The sequence below is a fragment of the Paenibacillus plantarum genome, from assembly GCF_013141695.1.
Lineage (GTDB): Bacteria > Bacillota > Bacilli > Paenibacillales > NBRC-103111 > Paenibacillus_E > Paenibacillus_E plantarum.
On record NZ_WHNY01000065.1, the window covers coordinates 144,791 to 169,056 of the forward strand.

Below are 24,266 nucleotides of genomic sequence, written 5' to 3' on the forward strand. Positions count from 1 at the left end.
AACGGTTCATCTTCGCAAAAAGTTCAGATCTTACAACAAATTTTTAAAGTATTTTTTGGGAGTTGGTCAAAGCACATCTAATTAATGTGTACAAGTGGGGGACAATGGAACTATAAACCTTTATTTCCGGGGAAATGAGGTGAAATCGATGGCAAATGCCTTTGGGCCAACAACTTCAAAAATTGGGGCAAAGTTGAGTGCTCATTACGGCGCACGGAATGCGAGTACGAAATGCGAGTATGGGGCTCGACGCTCGGACGGCGTTGGAAGTGTTGGTGCTGTTGGTCGAAGGGTCTCATGCTCTACACATTTGTATTAACTGGAAAATGTACAGCTATTTCCGAAGAATTCCTTCGAAAATTCGATTTAACTGTATAACATGTAGTTAAAATCGCCTGTTTTGTTCCGATTGGGTGGATTGATCAAAATTAACTGCAGGTTTTCCATTTATTCCGCGTCCAATCGGAAAACCCCAATATTTAACTGGATAAAATCCATCTATCATCTGTTGCATAGGAGAAATACGAAACTTCCATCCGATCAACTCACTACTCTGACTTAGCAATCCATGTCATTAACCGCTCAGTCGCTTACTACCTACATTTACTCTTACCACACCCACCACCCTTACTCGTACTTTTACTAATACTTCTACTCCTCTCCACTCACACCACTCTACTCGCAGCAAAAAAGCCCTCCCTACATTTACGTAGGAAGGACTTCTAGGGTACGGATTATTGGATAATAAAATCCTTCGTCAAAGTAAAGACGCTTTCGATGCCTTTCAGCACCACATGCGGAACCACACCAAGCGCCACGCTGATTAGCGCACATAACCAAACGGTTATGCCTAACGGCACGGACACTTTGATTGCGGCTGGCTCGTAATCGCTGCGCATGAACATTTGACGCACGATACTGAAATAATAGTAGAACGAAACAACGCTGGTTGCGATCATTAGAGCACCAAGCCAGTATTGCTGCGTCTGCATCGTTCCTAAGATGATGTAGAGCTTACCGAAGAATCCACCTGATAACGGGATACCAGCTAAGGAAAGGATGATTAATACCATCGCCACAGCTGTTAAAGGTGCGCGATAGTACAGACCCGCGAAGCCTTTGGCTTCGGTATGTCCTTCAGCCTGCTCGATAATCATCAATACAGCGAAAGCTCCGATGTTCATAAACATATACGCGATTAAGTAGAATATGAATTCCGAGAAATTGGCATAATGCGTGGCCGAAAAGTACGTTCCAATCGGAACGAGCAGATAACCTGCATTGGCAATTCCCGAATAGGCGAGTAGCCTTTTCATATTCGTTTGCTTCAGCGCAATGAAATTCCCCACGACCATCGCTATAGCCGCCATAACGGATATCGCTAGGAAGACATCGGATTGCAACTTGCTCTCTCCGAAGTCGCTAAATCCGAACAAGACATAGAAGACACGGAACAAGATGGCGAATCCAGCCGCTTTGGACACGACAGCCAAAAATGCCGTAACCGGTGTTGGCGCACCTTCATAAACATCTGGCGCCCAGCTGTGGAAAGGTGCGGCGGCAATTTTGAAACCGAATCCGGCTAACAGCAAGAAGAAAGCAACGTAGAGCAGCGGCTCGTACGATGTGACCAACGTTGGTAGGGCTGCGCCAATCTCTTGCAGATTCGCAGAACCGACCATCCCGTACAGGAAGGACATGCCATACAGGATAATCGCGGATGAGATACCACCCATCACCAAGTATTTGAATGCTCCTTCATTGGATTTCTTGTCTTTCTTCTTCATAGCCACCATGAGGTAAGAAGTGATACTCAGCAATTCCAACCCAACGTAGAGTGTAATCAAATCGCCCGAGGATGACATGATCATGGCCCCTAGCGCTGCAGGCAAATAGAAGTAATAATACTCCCCGACATGCGGGATGCTATCCTCTTTCACGAAGCCTAGGCTCATGAATACGATGAGTCCCGTACCGACAAGGGTGCATAATTTAAGTAAGTTCGAGAAGTCGTCGACGCGATAGCTTTGATTCAAGAGTTGAATCGCCTCGTCCGGATTCAGCTGCAGGACAACGAACACGGCAGAAATCGCGAGGCCGACAAGGGTCAACCATCCGATAATCGAACGACTGAATCGGTTCGGCAGAACCAAATCCAAGAGAGATAGGATGATCGCGGTAGCAACCAGCGCAAGCTCAGGGAGCAGATACGATAAATCACTAGCATGGAGTCTAATCTGTTCCACTGGACTAACCTCCTATCTTCCCGGCTACGCTATGGATCAATTGATCCAAGCTGCCAATGGTTTGTTGAAGCGGCTGACTCAGCACGCTTGGGTACACGCCCAGCAAGAGAATGAACGCGACCAAGGTAATCATCGGCACAGCCTCGATGAGACGCGCGTCGCGCATCCCTTGCTGCAATAAGCTCGGCTGCTGAGGGCCGAACGTGATGTTCAGTACCCCCCGCAGCACGTAAACCGCTGCGAAGATAATACCCAGTGTACCGACAATCGCGTACACGCGGTGGGTTTCAAAGAGTCCGACGAACGCGAGGAACTCACTGATGAAGCCGGATAAGCCTGGCAATCCGAGCGAGGCCATGCCCCCGATCAGCAGAATACCACTGATGAAGGGAATATTGCGAGCGAGACCGCCCAAGCGATCGAGCTGCGTCGTTTCGGTCCGCTCGTAGATGCTGCCGACGAGCAAGAACATCAGGGCTGAGATCAGACCGTGTGAGATCAACTGGAACACGGCGCCTTGCAGACCTGAGATGTTGAACGCAGCAAGTCCCAACAGGACGATGCCCATGTGGCTGATACTCGAGTAGGCGAGCACGAGCTTGAAGTCCTTCTGGACCATCGCAAGAAGCGCACCGTACACGATGTTAATGACGCCGAGGAGCGCGAGCACCCACGCCCATTGCTGGGCTTCTGCCGGGAAGAACAGAATGCCGAAACGGATGAGGCCGTAGGCCCCCATTTTGAGCAAAATCCCGGAGTGAATCATAACAACAGCAGGCGGAGCCTCTGTATGTACTTTCAGCATCCACGTATGGAACGGGAAGATCGGCAGCTTGATCCCGAAAGCGACCAGCAGCATGATGAACACGGTCCATTTCATGTTTTGACTCATAAAGAACGGCGTACCGCTCTGATTCACGTAGGCCTCAGGAGCCTGCAATAAATTGTGTGCAATCGTATGAATGTCGCCGCTATAGTAAATGATAGCCTCTGTCTGCGATGGATCTTGGTTAAATCCTGCAGTCGTCACCAGAATAAGGAAGGCAATCAGCATGATCGCTGATCCAAGACCGTTATACAGCAAGAAGCGATTTGCCGCCTGCTCCCGGTTCATATACCCCCAAATTCCGATTAAGAAGAACATCGGCACGAGTGTAATTTCGAAGAACAGGAAGAACAAGAAGAGATCCTGTGCCATGAATACACCGAACATACCCGTTTCTAGCAAAAGGAACAAAATGAAATACGTTTTCCAACGTTTCTTGATATAAACAGACGCTAATGCGGCCATCGACGAAATCAGTGCCGTTAGAAAGACGAGCGGCAACGATATGCCATCGACAGCTAACGAATATTTAAACTCGAAGAAAAATTGTGTAATTTGCTGAATACCCTCGTGGTTTAAAGGGACTTTAATCCAACTCAGCTGTTCTTTGTACTGAAGTGGATCCCCTTGATAGTTATAGTCCACATACAGCCATGCCGCCAAAATCAGCGGAATCAGCGTCGTGACGATACCTACTGTTTTAATCAAACGTCCACGATCACCTCGAAGGAAAAGCAGGACGAGCACACCAAGCAGAGGTGAGAAGGCAATCATACTAAGAATGGGTAAATTAGCCGGCATGTATGAACCTCCTTCCTGCAATGGCAAGTGCCAGAATCAGCATCCCGAGCAGCATGATGACCCCGTAGGACTGCAGTTGACCATTTTGGAGTCGGGAGCCTAAGCGTCCAAGACTAACCACCGTGAAAGCAACTAAGCGAACAATCCCATCAATGATGTAAATATCAATCAATTCCAAGATATAGCCAAGGCCACGAAGCGGTTTGACTACAATGGCATCGTAAATTTCATCGATGAAATATTTGCGATTAAGCAACGTGTACAACCAAGGCATTTTGCTCGAAACAATATCCCGAGGGATCGTGCGTTTCAGATAAATGAGGTAACCAAGACCAATGCCAAGCAATCCAGCTAATGTGGACAAAATAATAACCGTCCAATTGGCCGTCTCCTCATGTTCCTGCCCTGTCAGCCAGTGACCGAGCCATTCATTGAATGGCGTATTCACGAAGCCTGCCACTACAGCAAGCACGGCAAGCACGATAAGTGGTGTCGTCATCGAAGCTGGAGATTCATGCGGCTCATTGGCGTGGTCATGGCCATGATCATCGTGATCCTCCGAAGCCACTGCTTTCGCTCTAGACGTACCCATAAACACAAGGAAGAACAGACGTGACATATAGAAAGCGGTGAAAAACGCCGCAATCACACCGACCCAGAACAGAAGCTGGTTATGCTCGTATGCTTCCGTGAGAATCATATCCTTCGACCAGAAGCCTGCAAACGGGAAGATACCGGCTAAAGCCAGCGTTCCAATCGCGAAGGTCCAGGTCGTGATTTTCATTTTGCGGGATAAACCGCCCATTTCGTTGATATTTTGCGTATGAACCGCGTGAATCACACTACCTGCACCCAAGAAGAGCAGCGCTTTGAAGAAGGCATGTGTAAACAGGTGGAACATTCCTGAGGTGAATGAAACGCCAATCCCCAGCGCCATCATCATGTAACCGAGTTGACTCACCGTCGAGTAAGCGAGAATCCGTTTAATATCGTTCTGTGCAATACCGATTGTTGCTGCAAAAATGGCGGTAAATCCACCCACATAAGCAACGACCGTCAACGCATCCGGCGATGCGTGGAAAATATCGAACGTCCGTGCCACAAGGTACACCCCAGCAGCAACCATCGTTGCGGCATGGATCAACGCGGAAATCGGCGTCGGCCCTTCCATTGCGTCAGGTAACCACGTGTGCAGCGGGAATTGACCGGATTTACCCATCGCCCCGATGAAAATCAGAACAGCGATCCACGTGACGATCGTAGGGTCGATTTTTCCAGTGGTGAAGGCGTTATGTATCGATGTGAAATCTAGCGCGTGCCCTGGCATGTAGAGATACAACAACAGGATCGCGATAAACAAGCCCACATCCCCGATGCGGGTGACGATGAATGCCTTTTTGGCGGCAGCCTTCGCCTCTGGCTTGAAGTACCAGAATCCGACAAGCAAGAAGGAACATACCCCTACTAGCTCCCAGAAGATGTAGAGCTCCAGCATATTTTCAGAAATAACAAGGCCTAGCATGGAGAAAGAGAACAGCGCAATATAACCGAAAAACACGTGAATACGCTCGTCGCCTTTCATGTAGCCTTTGGAATAAATGTTCACCAACAGTGAAACTAGCGTGACGATTACGAGCATCAGGGAGTTTAGATTGGTGACCTCAAACCCCATTTTCAGCGTAAAATCGCCCACTTGCAGCCAATTCATTTTATCCCATGTGAAATCCTCAACATTGCCGCCAATCCGCTCCACAAAAATGAGCAAAGCCACAATAAACGAAAGCAGCATTGCAAAAATGCTAATGTAAATGCCTAAATCTTTTAGTTGACGCCCCATTGCCGTAAGCGCTAGAAAAGCAAGCAACGGAAACAATGGAATGAGCCAGGCGTACTGTGAATAGTCCGATACCATAGCCTTGTTAGCCTCCTAGCGCTTCATAGAATCCAAATCTGTCACTTCGACGGTGCCTTTATTTCGGTAAATCGTGATCAATATCGCAATCCCCACAGCCGCCTCGGCAGCTGCAATCGTAATGTTAAAGAGGGAGAAGATATGCCCCGTCAATGCGGGGTGATCTCCTAGTTTCGAGAAGGCAATCAAATTCAAGTTCACCGCATTGAGCATAAGCTCGATGGAGAGCAAGACGATAACCCCGTTTTTCTTCGTTAATGCACCGTACAGTCCAATGCAGAATAGGATCGCCGCTAATGTAAGATAAGGAGTAATTAAGTTACCCAACGCTAATCCTCCTCTCTCTTTGCAACTACGATGGCACCAATGAACGCTACCGTCAGCAGCACGGACATGATTTCGAAGGGAATGACATGCACGTTATACAGCAGCTTCCCGATTTCGAGCGTATTATCCTTGCCAGCATCCAACGTCCCCGAAGAGACGAAGGTCGATTTCTGAATCGCATAGAACAACACGCCGAACAATCCCACAGCGCCAAGAATGGCCAAGCCTTCATGCCATGGACGCTTAAGTCCCTCGTCTTCACCCTGTCTATGCTTCGTCATCATAATGCCGAAAATCATCAGAATGGAGATGGCACCGGCATAAATCAAGACTTGCACGAAAGCGACAAACTCTGCTTCAAGAATGACATACAGACCAGCCAAGCTAATAAACGTGAGGGCCACTGCAACAACCATGTGCACGACTTTCGTAAAAGAGATCATAAAGATCGCCCCGCCGATCGCGAGCAACGCGAAAATAAAGAATGCCCAACTCGTACCACTGGATAAGAAATCGCCGAGTCCACTAAACATCTTTCTTCGCGCCCCCTTTAGGCATCGCAGAATTGTTCTCTTGACGAATGTTTTGGGTGTTGTTGCTCAGCCACTCCATATTTTTGAACAAATCATCCCGACTATAGCTGCTGAGCTCAAAATTGTTCGTCATCACGATCGCTTCTGTCGGACACACCTCTGTGCACAGATCGCACAGGATACAAATTTCGAAGTTGATGTCATACGTATCAATGACCTTCCCCTTTTTCTCAGGGTCTGGGTTCGCTTTTCCAGTTAACGTAATACACTCCGTCGGGCATACACGCGCACATTGATTGCACACAATGCATTTCTCGGGATCAAAATATTGAATACCACGAAAACGATCCGGCATTTTAATCGGAACTTCCGGGTATGCGTACGTTACTTTCTTCTCAGTCAAATGCTTGAACGTGAAGCCTAAACCTTTCATAATGCCCTTCATATGTTTCAACTCCTTCAAGTTTTGCGCTAGCAAAACTAACTTCGAAAGCATGGACTTAACGTTTTGCGGAGGAAAAATCCGACCAAGATCAGCTTTCTTGCTTAGAAGATGGTCATGATAATCGCCGTCACCAGCATGTTGACCAGTGCTAGTGGAAGCAGCACTTTCCAGCCGAACCCCATCAATTGATCAATTCGAACACGTGGCAGTGTCGCCCGCAGCCAGAAAAGGAAGAACACGACCGACGAGAATTTCAACAGGAACCAGATTACGCCTGGTATGAAATCAAGGAATCCGAATGGCGCGTGCCATCCACCAAGGAAAATCAGACTCACCAGTGAAGCAATGACGAAGACGTACACATACTCGGATAGCATGAAGAAAGCGAAGCGGAAGCCGCTGTATTCCACATGATAGCCCGCAACGAGCTCAGATTCTGCTTCTGGCAAGTCAAACGGCGTACGATTAAGCTCCGACACACCCGCAATCACGAAAATAATGAAACCCAGGATCTGCGGAATGAAATTCCAGTGCCAGAAGCCGCCTGTTTGATGATCGACAATCGTATGTAGATTCAAGCTGCCCGTCATCATAATTACACCAACAACCGAAATAACTAACGGAACTTCATAACTAATCATTTGAGCTGCCGAACGCATGCCGCCCAGTAACGCATATTTATTGTTGGATGCCCAACCGCCTAGAATAATTCCGATGGTTGATATCCCTGTTAGCGCCACGTAATAAAGCAATCCCACATTTAAATTCGCACCAAACATCCGATCCGAGAAAGGAATGGTGGCAATGATTGTAAAGGACGGGATAAAGGTAATGATAGGTGCGAGTATGAAAAGCTCACGCTCGGCTTTCTTAGGAATCGTATCTTCCTTAATGAGAAGCTTGAAGACGTCCGCGACACTTTGCAACAGCCCGAAAGGTCCTGTCCGGTTCGGCCCGATCCGCAGCTGCATCCAGCCGATGACCTTACGCTCGAAGTAGATCGCATAGGTAACGAACCCCAACACGAGCATGAGCATCACGATGCCCCAGAATAGGAATACGAAGAAGTTCGTCCATGTCAGACTCTCCTCCAATAAATTGACCATTAGGCATCCACCTCCCCAACGACAATATCGATGCCGCCCAGAATCGTAATTAGATTGGTCATCGATTCCCCGACCAGAAGCTTGGGCAATATTTGCAGATTCACGAAGGACGGTCTGCGGAATTTCAAGCGGTACGGTTCTTGCTTACCTCGGGAAATAATATGGCAGCCAATTTCCCCACGCGGAGATTCAATCGCTGCGTAAATTTCGCCTTCTGGCGGGCGGATGACTCTCGGTACTTTGCCCATCGTTTCGCCACCCTCAGGGAACACGTCTAAGGCTTGTTCCAAGATGCGAAGGGATTGTTTGATTTCTTCCATTCGAATTAAATAGCGGTCATAGCAATCCCCGCCACTGCGCACAGGCACATCGAACTGGAAGCGGCTGTACAGGCTGTAGGGCTGCGTCTTGCGAATATCCCAGTCAACACCCGTACAACGCAGATTCGCCCCGCTAAGGCCATACGCAATGGCTGTCTCAGCGTCATATTTGCCTACGCCCTTGATCCGTGAGAGGAAAATCTCATTTCCAGTGACAAGTGTGTGATACTCTTCTAATTTGCCGTACATATACGGCACGAATTTGCGTACCTTTTCGATCCAACCATCTGGTGCGTCCCATTTCACGCCGCCTACACGCATGTAGTTGTACGTTAATCGCGCGCCACACAGTTCATTGAAGAGATCGATAATGATTTCACGGTCACGGAACGCATACAAGAACGGGCTCATCGCCCCGATATCCAGCAGGTACGTTCCCCACCACACCATGTGTGACGCGATCCGTTGCAGCTCCATTACGATTAAGCGAAGAAATTCCGCTCGTTCAGGTACTTCGAGTTGCATCATTCTCTCTACGGCGTTAACTAACGCGTAGTTGGTCGTCATCGCCGATACGTAATCCATACGGTCGGTGTATGGGATGATTTGGGTATAGCTGAGGTTCTCAGCCAATTTCTCTGTTCCTCTATGTAAGTAGCCCATAACGGGTATGGCTTCTCGAATGACTTCACCATCCAACTTTACAATCACGCGGAAAACGCCGTGAGTACTGGGATGCTGAGGACCAACGTTTAACAGGAGCTCTTCTGTCCGTAACACGTGCTACACCTCCGGGTCAAGCGGTTCGTAGTCTTTGCGCAGTGGATGTCCCACCCAATCATCAGGCATCATGATCCGTACTAAGTTCGGGTGGCCAGGGAAGTCGATGCCGAAAAGGTCAAAGGCTTCGCGCTCGTTCCAGTTGGCTGTCGGCCAAACATCAGCTACCGAAGGTATGCTTGGTTGCTCGCGGTCTGTCTTCACCTTCACACAATACTCATGCTTGTGTGTGAGGGAAAGCAGATGATACGCCACCTCAAGGTGCGTTTCTTGGTCCACACCGGAGAGATTGCGCAAGTAATCGCAGCGCAGCTCTTCGTGATTGCGAAGCGTCAGCGCGGCCTGCGGCCAGCGCGAGCTGTGAATGATGACGTAAGGACGATGCGCGTCCCTTTCGTTGATGAAAGATTCGACGACGGCGTCTTCGCCTGCCTCGGCCTTCAAGATCGCGACCAGCCGGTCTAGCAGCGGCTGGTTCGGTGAAGGTTCCTTCGGCGCGGCTGGATCCGCCGATTCGGGCTTCGCTCCGCGTGCTGCGGCTCGCGCGGCACGGGCTTCTGCGGCGGCCTGGGCTTTGGCCGCCTTCTCTTCGTCAGAGCCAGCGTCTGCGGACGCTGGCGTTGCTGCCCCGGCGGGCGCAGGCTCGCCCGCCTCTGCTGCCGCGCGCGCTGCGAGGCGCGCGGCTCTTGCCGCGGCGCGCTCTGCCGCCGCGTCCGTGGCTGGCGTGCTTGCGCCAGTCGGCGGCACGCTAGCTTCGGTTTTGCTCTCCGAGCTTCCTTCCGGTTTGTTCTCAACCGGCGGATTCTCCGCTCCAACGGAATCGCTACCTACCGGTTTGCTCTCAACACTGCCATCAGCAGCGCTCCCCGCTTTGCCTTCCTCTTTCCCATCCTCACCAACAGGAGGAGTCGGAACCGTGGTTTCTTCCGGCTTGTTCTCCTCACTCATCGATTAATCACCTGCTTCCCAGTCTTCGCTTCATAACGAATCTTCTCCTGAAGCTTGTTGATGCCATAGATCAGCGCAGCTGGATTCGGCGGACAACCTGGAATATACACGTCCACAGGCACGATTTGATCGACACCCTTCACGACCGAATACGATTTCACATACGGACCGCCTGCTGTTGCACAGGAACCCATCGCGATAACCCACTTCGGTTCAGGCATTTGTTCATAAAGTCGGCGCAACAAAGGAGCCATTTTCTTCGTAACTGTCCCTGCTACAATCATGACATCTGATTGCCTTGGTGACGTACGGAAGATGACTCCGAATCGGTCTAAATCATAGTGAGAACCGCCCGTTCCCATCATTTCGATTGCACAACAAGCCAAGCCAAAGGTTAATGGCCAAAGCGAATTACTGCGAGCCCAAGCTTTTACCTGCTCCAGTGTTGTCATAAATACATTACGGTTTATTTCTTCCCGTTCCTCGGGAGAGATTGATTCTAGACTGAAGTCCATCGCAGCACCTTCTTCTTCCAAGCGTATATTAATCCTATGGCAAGCAAGGCTACAAAAATACACATTTCAATTAATGCGAATAATCCAAGTTGATTAAAGGCAACGGCCCACGGATAGAGGAATACGGTCTCCACATCAAAGATGACAAACATCAAAGCGTACAAATAATATCGAATGTTAAACCGGATTTGTCCCTCACCTACAGGTTCGTTCCCACTCTCATACGTCGTATACTTCTCATCGATGGGTTTACTCGGTCTTAACCATTTGCCAATCGTCAGCGCTGCTATGGGAAGGAAAATACCTAACCCTAGAAAAACCGCTACGATTACATAGTTATTTGTATACATCATGTGAATGTAACCGCCTCCATTTCTTATTTGCATTCCTTACGATCTCGATAGTTTTGGTAATAATCACCTTTATTAGTATAACAAAAAGGGGTTTGGGCGTCGACATTAATTCTTTCCATGTATGAGTAGCATTTCACAGAAGTGGGTAATACTATTCACTGGGCATTCTAGACTTGTCCAAATTCCCTATTTTGATAAACGAAAGGAATGATTTTTTATGGCAAATGCATCGAACGCAAATCACCAACATAGAACCAATGACAAAGTTACTGAAACCGGTCGCTATCGCGATGCCGATGGGCAAAGCGTCGAGCTAGTTGCAGGCCAAACGTTCCCTCCATGCCCGAAAACAGGCGAATCCACAGTCTGGCACCACGCTTAAAAAGGAAATCATCAACGAGCTGTTCCTCTCCTCTGAGAGGGGCAGCTTTTTTCTTCGCTAATTCAACGCAAAAAAGCGGAAGAACCGAAGTCCTCCCGCTTTTATTTCATATATTTATTTCCCGGACACACCGATACGATTCACTGCTCTTTGTAAAGAAGCTTCAGCACGTTTGAAATCCACGTTATCTTGCTTCGTATCTGCAAGACGTTTCTCCGCACGGTCTTTCGCTGCCTTCGCACGATCGATATCAATTTGTTCAGGTAGCTCGGCGCTTTCCGCCAAAATAACCACCTTATCCTTGCGCACTTCCATGAAACCGCCATTCACTGCGATGACTTCGTCTTTGGAGCCCGTTTTCTTCACAGTAATCGGTGCGATTCTAAGTGGAGTGACCAATGGAATGTGATTCGGCAGAATTCCAAGCTCCCCTTCAGTACCCTTCACGCTAACCATGTTCACTTGTTCAGCGTACACTTTGCGCTCCGGTGTAACAATTTCCAGTAGGAATGTACTCACTTGGATTCTCCTTCCTTAGAGTTTAGCAAAAACTGATCTTAGCAAAAAGCCAAGCTTACAGTGTTTTTGCTTTCTCGATAGCGTCCTCGATCGTTCCAACGTTGTGGAAAGCTACTTCAGGAAGGTTGTCGTGCTTACCTTCAAGGATTTCTTTGAAGCTGCGCACAGTTTCTTTCAATGGTACATAAAGACCTGGGAAACCGTTGAACGGCTCAGCAACGTGAAGCGGCTGAGACAAGAACAAGCGAAGACGACGCGCACGGTGTACAGTCAATTTGTCCTCATCGGACAACTCATCCATACCCAAGATCGCGATAATATCCAGAAGCTCTTTGTAACGTTGAAGAATTTGTTTAACGCCTTGTGCTGTTCTATAGTGATCTTCGCCAAGTGTTTCTGGCGTCAAGATACGGGATGAAGAAGCAAGTGGATCTACCGCAGGGAAAATACCTGCTGCAGCAATACTACGCTCCAAGTTCGTTGTTGCGTCCAAGTGGGCGAAAGCCGTTGCTGGAGCCGGATCCGTATAGTCATCGGCAGGAACGTAGATCGCTTGAATGGAAGTAACAGAACCTTTTTTCGTGGAGGTAATACGCTCTTGCAATTGACCCATTTCTGTAGCTAGAGTTGGTTGGTAACCTACCGCGGAAGGCATACGGCCTAACAAAGCGGAAACCTCAGAACCTGCTTGTGTGAAACGGAAGATGTTATCGATGAACAGAAGAACGTCTTTACCTTCTTCATCACGGAAATACTCAGCCATTGTCAAACCGGACAAAGCTACGCGAAGACGCGCGCCTGGAGGCTCGTTCATTTGACCGAATACCATCGCTGTTTTTGCGATAACGCCGGAATCTTTCATCTCGTGATAAAGGTCATTACCTTCACGAGTACGCTCTCCAACGCCTGCGAAAACGGAGATACCGCCATGCTCTTGTGCAATGTTGTGAATCAACTCTTGCATTGTTACGGTTTTACCTACACCCGCGCCGCCGAAGAGACCGATTTTACCACCCTTAACATAAGGAGCCATGAGGTCAATAACTTTGATTCCTGTTTCAAGAATCTCTGCTTTTGTCGACAAGTTGTCGAAAGCTGGAGCTTCTTTGTGAATGCCGCTTGTAAGTGTACGGTCAACTTCTTCGATACCATCGATAGGGTCTCCCAATACGTTAAACACGCGACCTAGTGTTGCTGCTCCAACTGGTACAGTGATTGCAGCTTTTGTATCTATAGCAACTGCTCCACGTACAAGTCCGTCAGTTGAGGACATTGCGATACAACGAACCAAGTTGTCACCAAGGTGAACAGCTGCTTCGACTGTCATTGTGGATAGTACGCCATTATCATTTCTTTCAATCTTGATGGCATTCAAGATTTCAGGGAGTTGTCCGCGTTCGAACTCAATGTCGACGACTGGCCCTGTAATTGTTACAACGCGCCCTTTGCTCATGGTTTCCCTCCTAAGAAAAGCTTTGCCTCCGTAGAAGCTTTATTGTTATGCGTTCGCGTTCGCTCCAGCAACGATTTCCGAAATTTCTTGGGTAATCGAAGCTTGACGCGCACGGTTGTAAGCTAATGTGTAACCGCTAATCATTTTCGTTGCATTCTTCGTAGCGGAGTTCATCGCTGTCATTCTCGCACCGAATTCACTTGCTTTACCTTCCAGTACAGCACTGTAAATAAGCGTTTCTGCATATTTAGGCAGCAATACTTCCAGAACACCTTCTGGTGATGGCTCATACTCATAACTAGCAGCAGCCACGCCAGTAACTTCTTCCATAGGAAGCAGGCGGATCATCGTTGGAATTTGGGTAATCGCATTTTTGAATTGGTTGTATACCAAGAACAACTGGTCATACGTTCCGTTTTCGAAGTTCTTTACTGCTGCTGTAGCGACAGACTTGATGTCCGCGAATTTCGGTGAATCCGGAACACCAGTTACTTCTTCTACAACTGGCATGTTGCGCTTGTGAAAGAAGTTACTGCCTTTACGTCCGATTACGAAAATCGAATATTCAGCTGTTGATTTATGGTTTTCACGAATCTCGGTCATGACCTTCCGCAACACGTTAGCGTTGTAACCTCCAGCCAATCCACGATCCGAGGTGATTACTAAATAGCCTGTCTTCTTCACTTCGCGTGTCTGTAACATCGGATGTTTGATCCCTTTGCTTCCAGCTGCGATGCTTTGAACGACTTCTTTCAACTTGTCTGAGTAAGGACGCGCTGCTTCCGCAGAACGTTGTGCTCGTCTCAAATTCGCTGCAGAGACCATTTCCATCGCTCTCGTGATTTGTTTCGTGCTTTGTGTGGACTTGATTTGGCGCTTAATCTCGCGCATTCCTTTTGCCATACCTGCTCACCTCTCTTTTGAGGCTTAGAAAAGCCTTCATTCGAAGACCTGAATTCAGGCGATCAGCCTGCCCAGGATTAACATGGGAGGTAGAGCTTCACGTTAATGAAGCTCTGCCATCATGATTTATACAGAAGCTGCGAAGCTCTTTTTGAATTGAACAATAGCTTCTACTAGCGCTTTATCGTTATCCGGAGTGATGTCCTTCGTATCGCGAATGCTGTGTAGAATTTCTGGACGGTTCGATTCCAAGAAAGCCAAGAATTGACCTTCAAAACGTGTAACGTCTTGAACTGGAAGATCATCCACGTGTCCTTTAACAACAGTGTAAAGGGAAGCAACTTGCTTCTCCAATGACATCGGTTGGTGAACACCTTGTTTCAAAATTTCAAGCGTACGAACACCACGGTCCAAACGCGATTGAGTTGCTTTATCCAAGTCAGATCCGAATGCAGCAAATGCAGCAAGCTCACGATATTGTGCCAAGTCAACACGAAGTGTACCAGCAACTTTTTTCATCGCTTTCGTTTGCGCAGAGCCCCCTACACGAGATACAGAGTTACCAACGTTAACCGCTGGACGCTGACCTGAGTAGAACAAGTCGGATTCTAAGAAGATTTGTCCGTCCGTAATCGAAATTACGTTCGTAGGAATGTATGCCGAGATATCGCCTGCTTGTGTTTCAATGAAAGGAAGTGCCGTCATGGAACCGCCACCTAGCTCATCATTCAATTTCGCAGCACGCTCTAGAAGACGGGAGTGCAAGTAGAAAACATCCCCTGGATAAGCTTCACGACCCGGTGGACGACGAAGCAAGAGGGACAACTCACGGTAAGCAGCTGCTTGTTTGGACAAGTCATCATAGACGATCAACACGTGCTCGCCTTTGTACATGAAGTACTCACCCATTGCGCAACCTGCGTACGGAGCCAACCAAAGCATTGGTGAAGGCTCAGAAGCAGAAGCTGTTACAACGATTGTGTAGTCCAAAGCACCAGCGTGACGAAGTGTTTCAACAACACCTACGACAGTGGATTGCTTTTGACCGATAGCAACGTAAATACATTTAACGCCATTGCCTTTTTGGTTGATGATCGCATCGATAGCGATCGCTGTTTTACCTGTTTGACGGTCACCGATGAGCAACTCACGTTGTCCACGGCCAACTGGTACCATCGCGTCAATCGCTTTGATCCCTGTTTGCATTGGCTCATGTACCGATTTACGGGCCATAACGCCTGGTGCTGGGGATTCGATTGGACGGAATCCAGTTGTTTCGATAGGACCTCTACCATCGACTGGTTGACCCAATGGGTTAACAACACGGCCTAGTAGTGCATCACCTACAGGAATTTCCATGATACGGCCAGTACGTTTAACTTGGTCGCCTTCACGAATATCTTTGTAAGGTCCGAGAATAACGATACCTACGTTGCTTTCTTCCAAGTTAAACGCGTAACCTAGAACGCCACTTGGAAACTCAAGCAGCTCGCCTGCCATTACGCTTTCCAAGCCGTGAGCACGAGCGATACCATCACCAACTTGAATGACTGTACCTACATCAACCACTTGGATATCGGAATTATAGTTTGCTATCTGTTGTTTAATCAATGAGCTGATTTCTTCAGGTTTGATACTCAACGAACTTCACCCCTATTCTTACAGTGCTTGTGTTAAACCAATGCTTTGGACAAGCGATCTAACTTGCCTGCCAAGCTTCCATCATATAAACGATCACCGATACGCACTTGTACGCCGCCGAGCAGCTTTGGCTCAACTACGGACGAAACACGAATCGTTTTACCTGTTACTTTGCTAAAATGTGAGGCAATTTCCGCTTGCTGTTCATCCGACAATGCGAATGCTGAGTAAACGATTGCGCTCGCTTGTCCGAGTGCTTCATTCGCAACCTTGGCATAATCACTCACTAAGGCGTCTAGAATGGATTGTCTTCCTTTATCAATCAAGACCAGCAGCGTGTTCCACACCGGTTCGGAAACATTGCCCTCGAAAATCTGCTTCAGCAGGTCCGTTTTGACGGTCGTCCCGATATTCGGATGGTTCAGGAACTTCTGCAAGTCTGCATTATCCCTAATCGCACTAGCTACAGATTTAAGCTCATCTTCAACTTGGGAAATGATATTCTTTTCCTTCGCTACTTCGAATAAAGCTTTGGCATAACGCTTCGCTACGACGATGTCACTCATACGTTGCCTCCTACCTCTTTGAGGTAATGCTCAACAAGTTCTTCTTGTGACTTTTCGTCGATTTGTTTCTCAATAATTTTGGATGCGATTAGAACGGACATCGCGCCAACTTGGCTGCGAAGAGCGGCAACCGCTTTGTTCTTCTCATTCTCGATATCTTTCAACGCTTCGTCTTTCAGACGTGAAGCTTCTGCACTAGCAGCATGAATAATATCATCCGCTTGCTTGGAACCAGTATGCTTCGCTTGCTCAATAATATCGTAAGCTTCCTTACGAGTTTGTTGTAGCGCTTGCTTTTGTTCCTCTAACAGTTGATCAGCTTGCTTTCGGCTTGCTTCAGCTGTTTGGATTTGATCTTTCACCAATTGTCTGCGTTTCTCCATCATGCCGAACAGTGGACCGAACGCAAATTTAGAAAGCAGCAAGTATAACACCAAGAACGCAACAAGTTGTATAACAAATGTGGACCACTCAATATGAATCAAGTACCGTCACTCCCTTCTGATAACGTAGGCAAAACGAAGGCGTGATAGCGAGTACCGCCATCCCCGCCAATAAGTTTCTTACGCTTTTCCCATGAACAAGAATGCAAGAACCAATGCTACGACCGGCATTGCCTCTACTAGACCTACCCCAATAAACATCGTTGTTTGAAGCGTACCACGAAGTTCTGGTTGACGGGAAATACCTTCCAAAGCACGACCTACGATCAAACCGTTACCAATACCTGCACCTAGTGCTCCCAAACCGAATACGATACCTGCTGCTACTAATGCTATTGCTCCCATTGATAAAATCCTCCCTTAAACTCTTAGGTTTTTTGTTGTTTTATAAGTGACTCGAGACTTCCCGAGGTAAGTCTAATGCTTAGTGCTTTTCTTCATGAATCAATGTTTGTGAGATATAAACCATGGTCAACATCGTGAATACGAAGGCTTGAATCGCACCAACGAACACACTAAAGCCCTGCCATGCAACGAGAGGTACAATCCCAACCGCACCTAACCCCATGATGACAGATATCATGATTTCACCTGCATAGATGTTACCGTAAAGACGGAAAGCAAGCGTAAGCGGCTTCGATACAACTTCAATTAAATGAAGGATCAACATTGCCCCTTTGAACTCAAAGTAATGCGCGAAGTAATGCTTTGTATTACGTGTTATCCCTAAGTAGTGACTTAGAACGATAACGATAACCGTTAATGCTCCTGTTACAGCGATATCAGCTGTAGGCGATTTCCACCATGACACGTGATCTTCCGTCACGATTGAGAAAGGAAGGCCAAGCATGTTGCCGATAAAGATATACATAATGAGCGTAAGACCTAGTGCGATAAAACCCTTACCGTGTTTAGATCCAATTGTGCTTCCTATAATGCCTTCTACAAACTCAATCGTCCACTCCATGAAGTTTTGCATTTTCGAAGGATTTGTTACAGATGCTCGGCTAGCCCCTGCGATGGCAAGGATAAGCACGATAAGTGTAGTAACTCCGATCATCAGTAGTGCCGATGCATCGAAATGAATGCCTAACCACTCAAACTCTGGTACCTTATGTTCCATATTTTCCATTTTCACCCCTTTCATCCGTTGAAGTTACATCGTGGAATTACTTCTTAGACTTCTTAATAGAAAGAATACCCAGTACGAGTGTTGCCAATTGAGCAAAAAAGTATCCAACAATCGTCGTGGTTATTGCAACATGTTCGGGATACCTGACGGCGACCAAACCGACAAACCCCGCGATTGCTGCCCTTGTCAGAAAGCCAAGGGTTACCTTGCGCCCTGACTGCTCTATCGCAGCTGCTGCCAGCTTGTTAATCTTCCAGGCAAGAAACCTTGCGCTGATCATACTTGCAGTGGAGCCAAGCATAAGTCCGGCAAAGTAAATGCGGTAATCGACAAGAAGCGCCCATGCAGCCAAACAAAAGGATAAAAAGAATAGAAATACGTTTTGAACCGTTTTCAGAGTGGCTGAAAAGTCGTCCATCATAGCCCTCCGTACCGCTTAATCATGAAGTAAATGCTCATGATGCCGGTTACAAGCCCAAGTAAAAATCCGACTAGCAACCAGATCTGTCCGCCAAGTGCGCCACTCAACCAATCACCGAAGAAATATCCGGCTGCCAAACATACGACAAGGTCTATGCCAATTGCACTAGTTAACGCTACTGCCCGCCAAGGATTATCATTGGAATTTGGCCGTTTCATTGCACCCTCCTGGGTGTTTTCCACATGGGAAAACGCGTCTCGTAGCTCATCTGCTACGAATCCTCATTCATTGTATCGAAGCCATGCTAAGTTTGTCAATTGACGGAACTTCATTTGTCACATCTCACAAAAGTCCTTAGAGCCTTGCGGCTCTAGGGTTTGCGCTTTTTCAAACCGAACAGTCCAACTGTACGCTGTAGCGTTTGTCATGATTTTGTCACGGTTAGAAAGATTCCGGGCGTTCAGTCGTCCTACCGAAGTGATGAAGAATCGCTTGAACAATGCGTTCTGACGCTTTTCCGTCTCCGTAAGGGTTCGCAGCTTGGCTCATTTTATTGTACTGTTCTGGATCTGTCAGGAGCGCGCGCGCACGTGTGTAGACCACTTCTTCGTCCGTCCCAACAAGCTCTAATGTTCCCGCTTGGATGCCTTCTGGACGCTCTGTTGTATCGCGAAGAACAAGAGCTGGAACTCCGAAGGTCGGCGCCTCTTCTTGAAGCCCACCGGAGTCTGTCAGAATCATATAGGTATGGGGATAGAAATTATGCAGTTCGAACACGTCAAGCGGATCGATCAGCTTAATCCGTGGATGGTTGCCTAGAATTTCATGGGCAGGCTCGAGAACTACCGGATTCGGATGTACCGGGTAAACGATGGCAATGTCCTCAAACTCATCGGCGATACGTTTCACGGCACGGAATATTTGACGATGCGGCTCACCTTGAGCTTCCCGGCGATGTGCTGTCATCAAGATTAACTTGCGGCCCGCCGCCCATTCAAGAATAGGATGCTCGAAATTCTCCTGCACCGTGTACTTAAACACATCGATGGCCGTATTTCCCGTCACATAAATTTGGGACTCTGATTTATTTTCTTTGCGCAGGTTTTCAGCGGATTGCCCAGTTGGCGCAAAATGAAGATCAGCGAGAACGCCCGTTAATTGACGGTTCATTTCCTCCGGATATGGCGACAATTTGTTCCACGTCCGAAGACCCGCTTCCACGTGTCCTACTTGAATCTGCTGCATGAAGGCTGCATAGCTGGCAAGGAACGTTGTTAATGTATCCCCATGCACAAGAATCAGATCGGGCTTCGCTTCTTGGAACACTGGCTCCAAGCCTTGCAGCACGCGCATCGTAATCTCATTCAGTGTTTGGCGATCCTTCATAACGTTAAGATCAAAGTTCGGTGTGATTTTGAAAATATCAAGCACTTGGTCCAACATCTGACGATGTTGTGCGGTTACGCATACCAGAGACTCAATCTGCTCAGGATGCTTCTCCAACTCAAGAATGAGCGGAGCCATTTTGATAGCTTCAGGTCTTGTTCCGAAGATCGTAATCACTTTTAGACGTTTCATCGGTTTCTTCTCCCCTTAAAGTTTTCAGTTAGGAAAACTAGCTTCGTAAGCATGAGCTTAAGTTTTCATACAGGAAACTGACTTCGTAAGCGTTACTTTTGTTCAAAAAATTAATCCGTGCCATACAGACGATCCCCAGCATCCCCAAGACCTGGCACAATGTAGCCATGATCATTCAAGTGATCATCAACCGCTGCGACGTAAATATCTACGTCAGGATGTTCTTTTTGTACAGAAGCTACGCCCTCAGGTGCTGCAATGAGACACATTAGCTTAATACGTGAGCAGCCCCTGCGTTTCAGCACCTCGATCGCTGCATTGGCAGAACCACCTGTTGCAAGCATAGGATCAATGACTAGTAAATCTCGCTCCAACACATCGGTAGGCAGCTTCACATAATACTCAACAGGTTGAAGCGTATCCGGATCGCGATAGAGACCAACATGTCCTACTTTTGCAGCTGGCATCAGCTTTAATACACCGTCAACCATACCTAACCCTGCTCGCAAAATAGGGATCAGCCCTAACATTCTACCCGAGATAACTTGGCAATCTGCTGTTGTAACGGGCGTTTTCACTTGCACTTGCTGTAGTGGCAAATCTCTTGTAATTTCATACACCATTAATGTAGCAACTTCATCAACAAGTGCTCTGAAATCTTTCGTTGTCGTGTTCTCATCCCGAATATAAGTAAGCTTATGCTGGATAAGCGGATGATCGCAAATATGTACTTTACCCATATGTTCCTCCTAATTAAGCTTATAGGTCAGGCAAACCTCGTCCATTATATCATATGTTATCCAACTTATCTGCTGTAGAACCGCCATTTCTCTTGATGACTACTACAACGAAGCAGTGTGGTTTTCCTGAGGTTATAAAATCACGACAAAAAACCCTCGTGAACCGCACTCTCCAATCGGAGAATGGGCTCAGACAAGGGTTTTCATGTTAGGTTTAGCTGCCGTTTACCAGCAATAATTGAACGCCGGTCAGCCCGAAGCTGACAAAACAATAGCGATCCGTCCATATCTTGTCGGCACCTGCATCAACCCAACCGATTTTATCGGTAAAGCTGGTGGGTCCGACGAAAGTAACTTCACCTTTTAGATGATGATGAGGTCCGAATGTATTGCGCCCGCTGGTCAGCAGCTCGATTTGAAGCTGCAACTGCTCGCTTGCTATTTCATCTGTTACATCCAGCTGTTGGGCTCCCCATAGAATCGTATGGGTGATTCCGCCATTCACTGTGATGTTCATAGCTGGACAGCGCATAGCGTCCCACTGTAAGACAAGCCTGCTGCCCTCATCCCGCATGCGATTCAATACAGGCCCCGGTAGGATAATCGTTTTGGCTGCGGTCACTCGTCCCGAGTAGAACACCAATCCCTGCGTCGTGACGTCCGTCAATGAGAGCTGCTTCGGCATTGTGGTCAACGTGAACGGACCTTCTGTCCACAGTGCCTCACGCTCCGCCTGCTCCCAGCCGCCATGTGGTTTCACAGCGAAGGGGCCTAGCACATAAATGCTTTCGACTTCAACGTCGAATAAGAGCTTATTGCGAATCGGAGCCAAATTGGCGCCTGCCACGCCGAAGAACCGATAGACATCATCGTTACAGTAAAAGGATCCCGACATGCGGATACGATTACGACCCTCCCGTACGAATTCACCGATTCTCAGCGTTGGGAAGCTGCGGTCTCCGCCAAACCAGCCGTCAGCATCCTCCGCACGGACAGGCTGTCCGTTGACCACCAGCTCCCAATGCTCAGGACGCTCGACCGCAAGCTTCCACAGGGAGCGATCCGTATGCCGCATTAGCGCAGCATCGATCTCGAATGTGAACTCAAGCTCAATGTGCACCGGTCGCCGCATCGCGATACACTGTTCTTGGATATTTAGTACGTAGGTCGGGGATGACCACTCCCCTCCATCTAAGCGATAGATGGCATAGTCCAGTGTCAGGGCATTAGGTGCGGACAACTGGTAGTCCCACGGAGCATCAATGTTCGCTTCAACCACTGAGAATGATTTCTCAATCAGTGAAAGTGCTGCTGCCTGAGGCGGTTGTCCGAATGGGGGTAGATCCGACTTCGCAGTCTCTCCGTCCCAAATGGCGAAGAGCTTCGAATCGCCTGGAGCCAGCTTCACACTCAACGACAACATACGTGCATCAGCTTCGGCTTTTCCCCCTTTTTCCAGATCCATCTCCATCCACATTCGCTGATCAGAGGCAGGAATCTTCACCTCGATCGTCTCGGTTTCACCCGTATGCACAACATAAAGTAGGGTCACGCCTGGCAATCGCCTCTCCTGTACATAGAGCTTCCGCAATGCTTCCTGCGATGTGCCCTCTACTGGAATCCAATCCTGGCGCTCTTGCACATGCTCTCGCACGTCCCTTAATTCCGCAACGCGAACCACATGATCGCGCAAGAACCACGACGTCAGCTCCTCACATCTCTCACCATTCAAGTAAGCTGGTGCTTCGCCCACCAAGATGATCCTGCCTCCGGCTTCTGCGAATGATTTCAGCAATGCTAAGGTTGAAGCCGCCAACGTGAGCACATCGTTCACGATCACCGTGTCGTATGACTGCTCCCCAATTTGCAAAACGCTGCCCAGAACGCTGCCGTAACGCTCCATCAACGCCTCGTCCCCGTAATCGAAATCGCGCTGAAGTGCTAATAAGTCATCCGCTAACGCATCCATACGGTCCTGCATGCGTTCCAAAGCACTAACATTCTTCAGCAGCCAAGCCGATCGCATCGGATGCAAAACTAGAATCCCTGGAGCCGCCTTCCCAAGGGTCAACAAATACGTAAGCCTAGCAAAGTAATCATTAAACTGGCTGTACACGTCCCACCACGGTTGCTGAACGTAAAGCGATGGCGGATAATCCCGCTTCCGAACCCCGCGAATCGAATACGATTGCAGATGCGGGCATAGTCGGTTCACGCCTAGGACAAACTGCCACTCCGCGATCCGCTTCATCTCGCGAAAGCTCAAGTTCCAGCCACAGCATCCGAAGGTTTCTGTGATCACGAATGGTTTACCCAACTGCCGCGCTACCGAAGCAGCCTGCTTAGGCAGCAGGACGCTTCGCGGCGTCCGCCCCAGCATATCAATACCCGGCATATGCATCCGCTCATACAACGGCATCACTCCGGCCGTATACTTCATCTGGTCCATGAGAGTGTCTTCCCCCATGAAATGACCTGTCAGCTGCCAGCGATGTTCATCGCACCAGTCAGCTACCATTCGAACTGATGTTCGGAATCGCTCGCTTACTAGATGCCAGAACTGATAGCGTGCTTGATAGGCGGCATCCTTCATAGACTCATCCGCTTCTGTTAGCAGCCAACCGATCGCACTCGCAATCGAATCCCCGTAACGCTCCGAGTATGCTCGATCTAAATCATCAGACCACGGTACGCCTGAGAACTTAAACTCATCGGTAAAAATGCCCGGCATACCTCCTTCACCGAAACGGTCCCCCATACGCTGGAAATAAACCTCGTGGCACGCCTGCAGGAAAGCCTCCATGGCCTTTTCAGATAAAATATCAATATAATAAGGATTCACGCGGCACATTACAGCTACGGCTACATCCCAATCCTCCAGCGCCACAGCCGACTCTTGCACCCGCCATTGCTGCTCGTTCTCTCGACGAACAAGCAGGTACAGGAAGTCTGGATCCTGCCTATGCGCTTCAACCTGTTGCACAGCCTCCACTCTTTCGACTCGGATACCCTCTAGCGACTTCTGTTGATAGGAAGCCCCTAATGCTGGCACAACGCCGTTCGCCGTTCCACTAGGCCAACCGTTCTCATCGTAACACCAAGCTTCGAGCCCTTGAACCTTAGCCTCATCCGCCGATATCTCAACCGCATCCATAAACGCCTCACCCATATAGGGAGTAAGAAGCCCCTGTCGCGTGTGCATGAAGAAGCCGCCTAACCCGGCCCGCTTCATTTCACCAATTTGCCTGCGAAGCTCCTCGGGTTCCAGTTTATCGTTCCATGACCAAAATGGCGTGCTTCTATACGTAGCAGGTGGATTATGAAAAATCGATTCTTCGAATTGATCTCGAGCTTCCCTTGGTAACAAAGCAACTCT

At 48.3% G+C, this 24,266-nt stretch carries 25 protein-coding genes; 1 reads left to right on the forward strand and 24 read right to left on the reverse strand.

Features of this window, described 5'->3' with window-relative positions; translation table 11 throughout:
* Positions 1-734: 734 nt before the first annotated feature.
* The 9 genes from GC096_RS22485 to GC096_RS38805 all read right to left on the reverse strand — a co-directional run bounded on the left by GC096_RS22485 (position 735) and on the right by GC096_RS38805 (position 9,740).
* Complete coding sequence (locus GC096_RS22485; RefSeq protein ID WP_171633349.1) at positions 735-2,246, reverse strand: NADH-quinone oxidoreductase subunit N; 1,512 nt, start codon at positions 2,244-2,246, stop codon at positions 735-737.
* A 4-nt stretch (positions 2,247-2,250) separates the two neighbouring features.
* On the reverse strand, positions 2,251-3,873 hold the full coding sequence (locus GC096_RS22490) for a complex I subunit 4 family protein (RefSeq protein WP_171633350.1): 1,623 nt from the start codon (positions 3,871-3,873) through the stop codon (positions 2,251-2,253).
* The gene (gene nuoL, locus GC096_RS22495; RefSeq protein ID WP_171633352.1) at positions 3,863-5,785 is read right to left on the reverse strand and encodes an NADH-quinone oxidoreductase subunit L; all 1,923 of its coding nucleotides are present in this window, start codon (positions 5,783-5,785) and stop codon (positions 3,863-3,865) included. Before nuoL ends, GC096_RS22490 begins: the two co-directional genes overlap by 11 nt.
* A 15-nt stretch (positions 5,786-5,800) precedes the next feature.
* On the reverse strand, positions 5,801-6,112 hold the full coding sequence (gene nuoK / locus GC096_RS22500) for an NADH-quinone oxidoreductase subunit NuoK (RefSeq protein ID WP_056611652.1): 312 nt from the start codon (positions 6,110-6,112) through the stop codon (positions 5,801-5,803).
* Positions 6,113-6,114: 2 nt separating this feature from the next.
* Positions 6,115-6,645 carry an NADH-quinone oxidoreductase subunit J gene (locus GC096_RS22505; protein ID WP_056611655.1) on the reverse strand — a complete coding sequence of 177 codons (531 nt, stop codon included), beginning with the start codon at positions 6,643-6,645 and terminating at the stop codon, positions 6,115-6,117.
* On the reverse strand, positions 6,638-7,090 hold the full coding sequence (gene nuoI / locus GC096_RS22510) for an NADH-quinone oxidoreductase subunit NuoI (RefSeq protein WP_056611658.1): 453 nt from the start codon (positions 7,088-7,090) through the stop codon (positions 6,638-6,640). The genes GC096_RS22505 and nuoI overlap by 8 nt, the downstream gene beginning before the upstream one ends.
* Before the next feature lie 101 nt (positions 7,091-7,191).
* On the reverse strand, positions 7,192-8,196 hold the full coding sequence (gene nuoH, locus GC096_RS22515; protein WP_056611661.1) for an NADH-quinone oxidoreductase subunit NuoH: 1,005 nt from the start codon (positions 8,194-8,196) through the stop codon (positions 7,192-7,194).
* Positions 8,196-9,296 (reverse strand): NADH-quinone oxidoreductase subunit D, encoded by a 1,101-nt coding sequence (locus GC096_RS22520; protein WP_056611664.1) that lies wholly within the window; start codon positions 9,294-9,296, stop codon positions 8,196-8,198. Before GC096_RS22520 ends, nuoH begins: the two co-directional genes overlap by 1 nt.
* Before the next feature lie 3 nt (positions 9,297-9,299).
* Positions 9,300-9,740: an NADH-quinone oxidoreductase subunit C gene (locus GC096_RS38805; RefSeq protein ID WP_246302897.1), complete on the reverse strand. Its 441-nt coding sequence runs from the start codon at positions 9,738-9,740 to the stop codon at positions 9,300-9,302.
* Between the two features lie 130 nt (positions 9,741-9,870).
* On the opposite strand from GC096_RS38805, the gene GC096_RS38810 reads away from it, so the two are divergent.
* Positions 9,871-10,251 carry a hypothetical protein gene (locus GC096_RS38810; protein ID WP_246302898.1) on the forward strand — a complete coding sequence of 127 codons (381 nt, stop codon included), beginning with the start codon at positions 9,871-9,873 and terminating at the stop codon, positions 10,249-10,251.
* Here the strand turns inward: GC096_RS38810 and GC096_RS22530 are convergent.
* From GC096_RS22530 to GC096_RS22600, 15 genes are all read right to left on the reverse strand, one after another.
* A complete protein-coding gene (locus GC096_RS22530) occupies positions 10,241-10,759 on the reverse strand; it encodes a NuoB/complex I 20 kDa subunit family protein (protein WP_056611667.1) in 519 nt (172 codons plus the stop codon). The two genes, GC096_RS38810 and GC096_RS22530, sit on opposite strands and share 11 nt — an antisense overlap.
* Positions 10,744-11,109: an NADH-quinone oxidoreductase subunit A gene (locus tag GC096_RS22535; RefSeq protein WP_057313434.1), complete on the reverse strand. Its 366-nt coding sequence runs from the start codon at positions 11,107-11,109 to the stop codon at positions 10,744-10,746. The genes GC096_RS22530 and GC096_RS22535 overlap by 16 nt, the downstream gene beginning before the upstream one ends.
* Before the next feature lie 499 nt (positions 11,110-11,608).
* Complete coding sequence (locus GC096_RS22540; protein WP_171633355.1) at positions 11,609-12,013, reverse strand: F0F1 ATP synthase subunit epsilon; 405 nt, start codon at positions 12,011-12,013, stop codon at positions 11,609-11,611.
* A gap of 55 nt (positions 12,014-12,068) precedes the next feature.
* Positions 12,069-13,466, reverse strand: a complete 1,398-nt coding sequence (atpD, locus tag GC096_RS22545) for a F0F1 ATP synthase subunit beta (protein ID WP_171633357.1) — start codon at positions 13,464-13,466, stop codon at positions 12,069-12,071.
* A 45-nt stretch (positions 13,467-13,511) separates the two neighbouring features.
* The gene (atpG, locus tag GC096_RS22550; RefSeq protein WP_171633359.1) at positions 13,512-14,369 is read right to left on the reverse strand and encodes an ATP synthase F1 subunit gamma; all 858 of its coding nucleotides are present in this window, start codon (positions 14,367-14,369) and stop codon (positions 13,512-13,514) included.
* 126 nt (positions 14,370-14,495) lie between these two features.
* The gene (gene atpA, locus GC096_RS22555) at positions 14,496-16,010 is read right to left on the reverse strand and encodes a F0F1 ATP synthase subunit alpha (RefSeq protein WP_065854482.1); all 1,515 of its coding nucleotides are present in this window, start codon (positions 16,008-16,010) and stop codon (positions 14,496-14,498) included.
* A gap of 32 nt (positions 16,011-16,042) precedes the next feature.
* Positions 16,043-16,576, reverse strand: a complete 534-nt coding sequence (locus tag GC096_RS22560; RefSeq protein WP_171633360.1) for a F0F1 ATP synthase subunit delta — start codon at positions 16,574-16,576, stop codon at positions 16,043-16,045.
* A complete protein-coding gene (atpF, locus tag GC096_RS22565; RefSeq protein ID WP_171633442.1) occupies positions 16,573-17,058 on the reverse strand; it encodes a F0F1 ATP synthase subunit B in 486 nt (161 codons plus the stop codon). Before atpF ends, GC096_RS22560 begins: the two co-directional genes overlap by 4 nt.
* An 81-nt stretch (positions 17,059-17,139) precedes the next feature.
* Positions 17,140-17,364 (reverse strand): F0F1 ATP synthase subunit C, encoded by a 225-nt coding sequence (gene atpE / locus GC096_RS22570; RefSeq protein ID WP_171633362.1) that lies wholly within the window; start codon positions 17,362-17,364, stop codon positions 17,140-17,142.
* A gap of 79 nt (positions 17,365-17,443) precedes the next feature.
* Positions 17,444-18,142, reverse strand: coding sequence for a F0F1 ATP synthase subunit A (gene atpB / locus GC096_RS22575; protein ID WP_171633364.1), 699 nt, complete (start codon positions 18,140-18,142; stop codon positions 17,444-17,446).
* Positions 18,143-18,188: 46 nt separating this feature from the next.
* Positions 18,189-18,572 (reverse strand): ATP synthase subunit I, encoded by a 384-nt coding sequence (locus GC096_RS22580; protein ID WP_246302899.1) that lies wholly within the window; start codon positions 18,570-18,572, stop codon positions 18,189-18,191.
* Entirely contained in the window at positions 18,569-18,790 is a 222-nt protein-coding gene (locus GC096_RS22585) for an AtpZ/AtpI family protein (RefSeq protein WP_056611689.1), read from the reverse strand. Before GC096_RS22585 ends, GC096_RS22580 begins: the two co-directional genes overlap by 4 nt.
* A gap of 223 nt (positions 18,791-19,013) precedes the next feature.
* On the reverse strand, positions 19,014-20,150 hold the full coding sequence (gene wecB, locus GC096_RS22590) for a non-hydrolyzing UDP-N-acetylglucosamine 2-epimerase (protein ID WP_171633367.1): 1,137 nt from the start codon (positions 20,148-20,150) through the stop codon (positions 19,014-19,016).
* 110 nt (positions 20,151-20,260) lie between these two features.
* The gene (gene upp, locus GC096_RS22595; protein ID WP_171633368.1) at positions 20,261-20,890 is read right to left on the reverse strand and encodes a uracil phosphoribosyltransferase; all 630 of its coding nucleotides are present in this window, start codon (positions 20,888-20,890) and stop codon (positions 20,261-20,263) included.
* A gap of 214 nt (positions 20,891-21,104) precedes the next feature.
* Positions 21,105-24,257, reverse strand: a complete 3,153-nt coding sequence (locus GC096_RS22600) for a glycosyl hydrolase (protein WP_171633370.1) — start codon at positions 24,255-24,257, stop codon at positions 21,105-21,107.
* Positions 24,258-24,266: the final 9 nt, after the last annotated feature.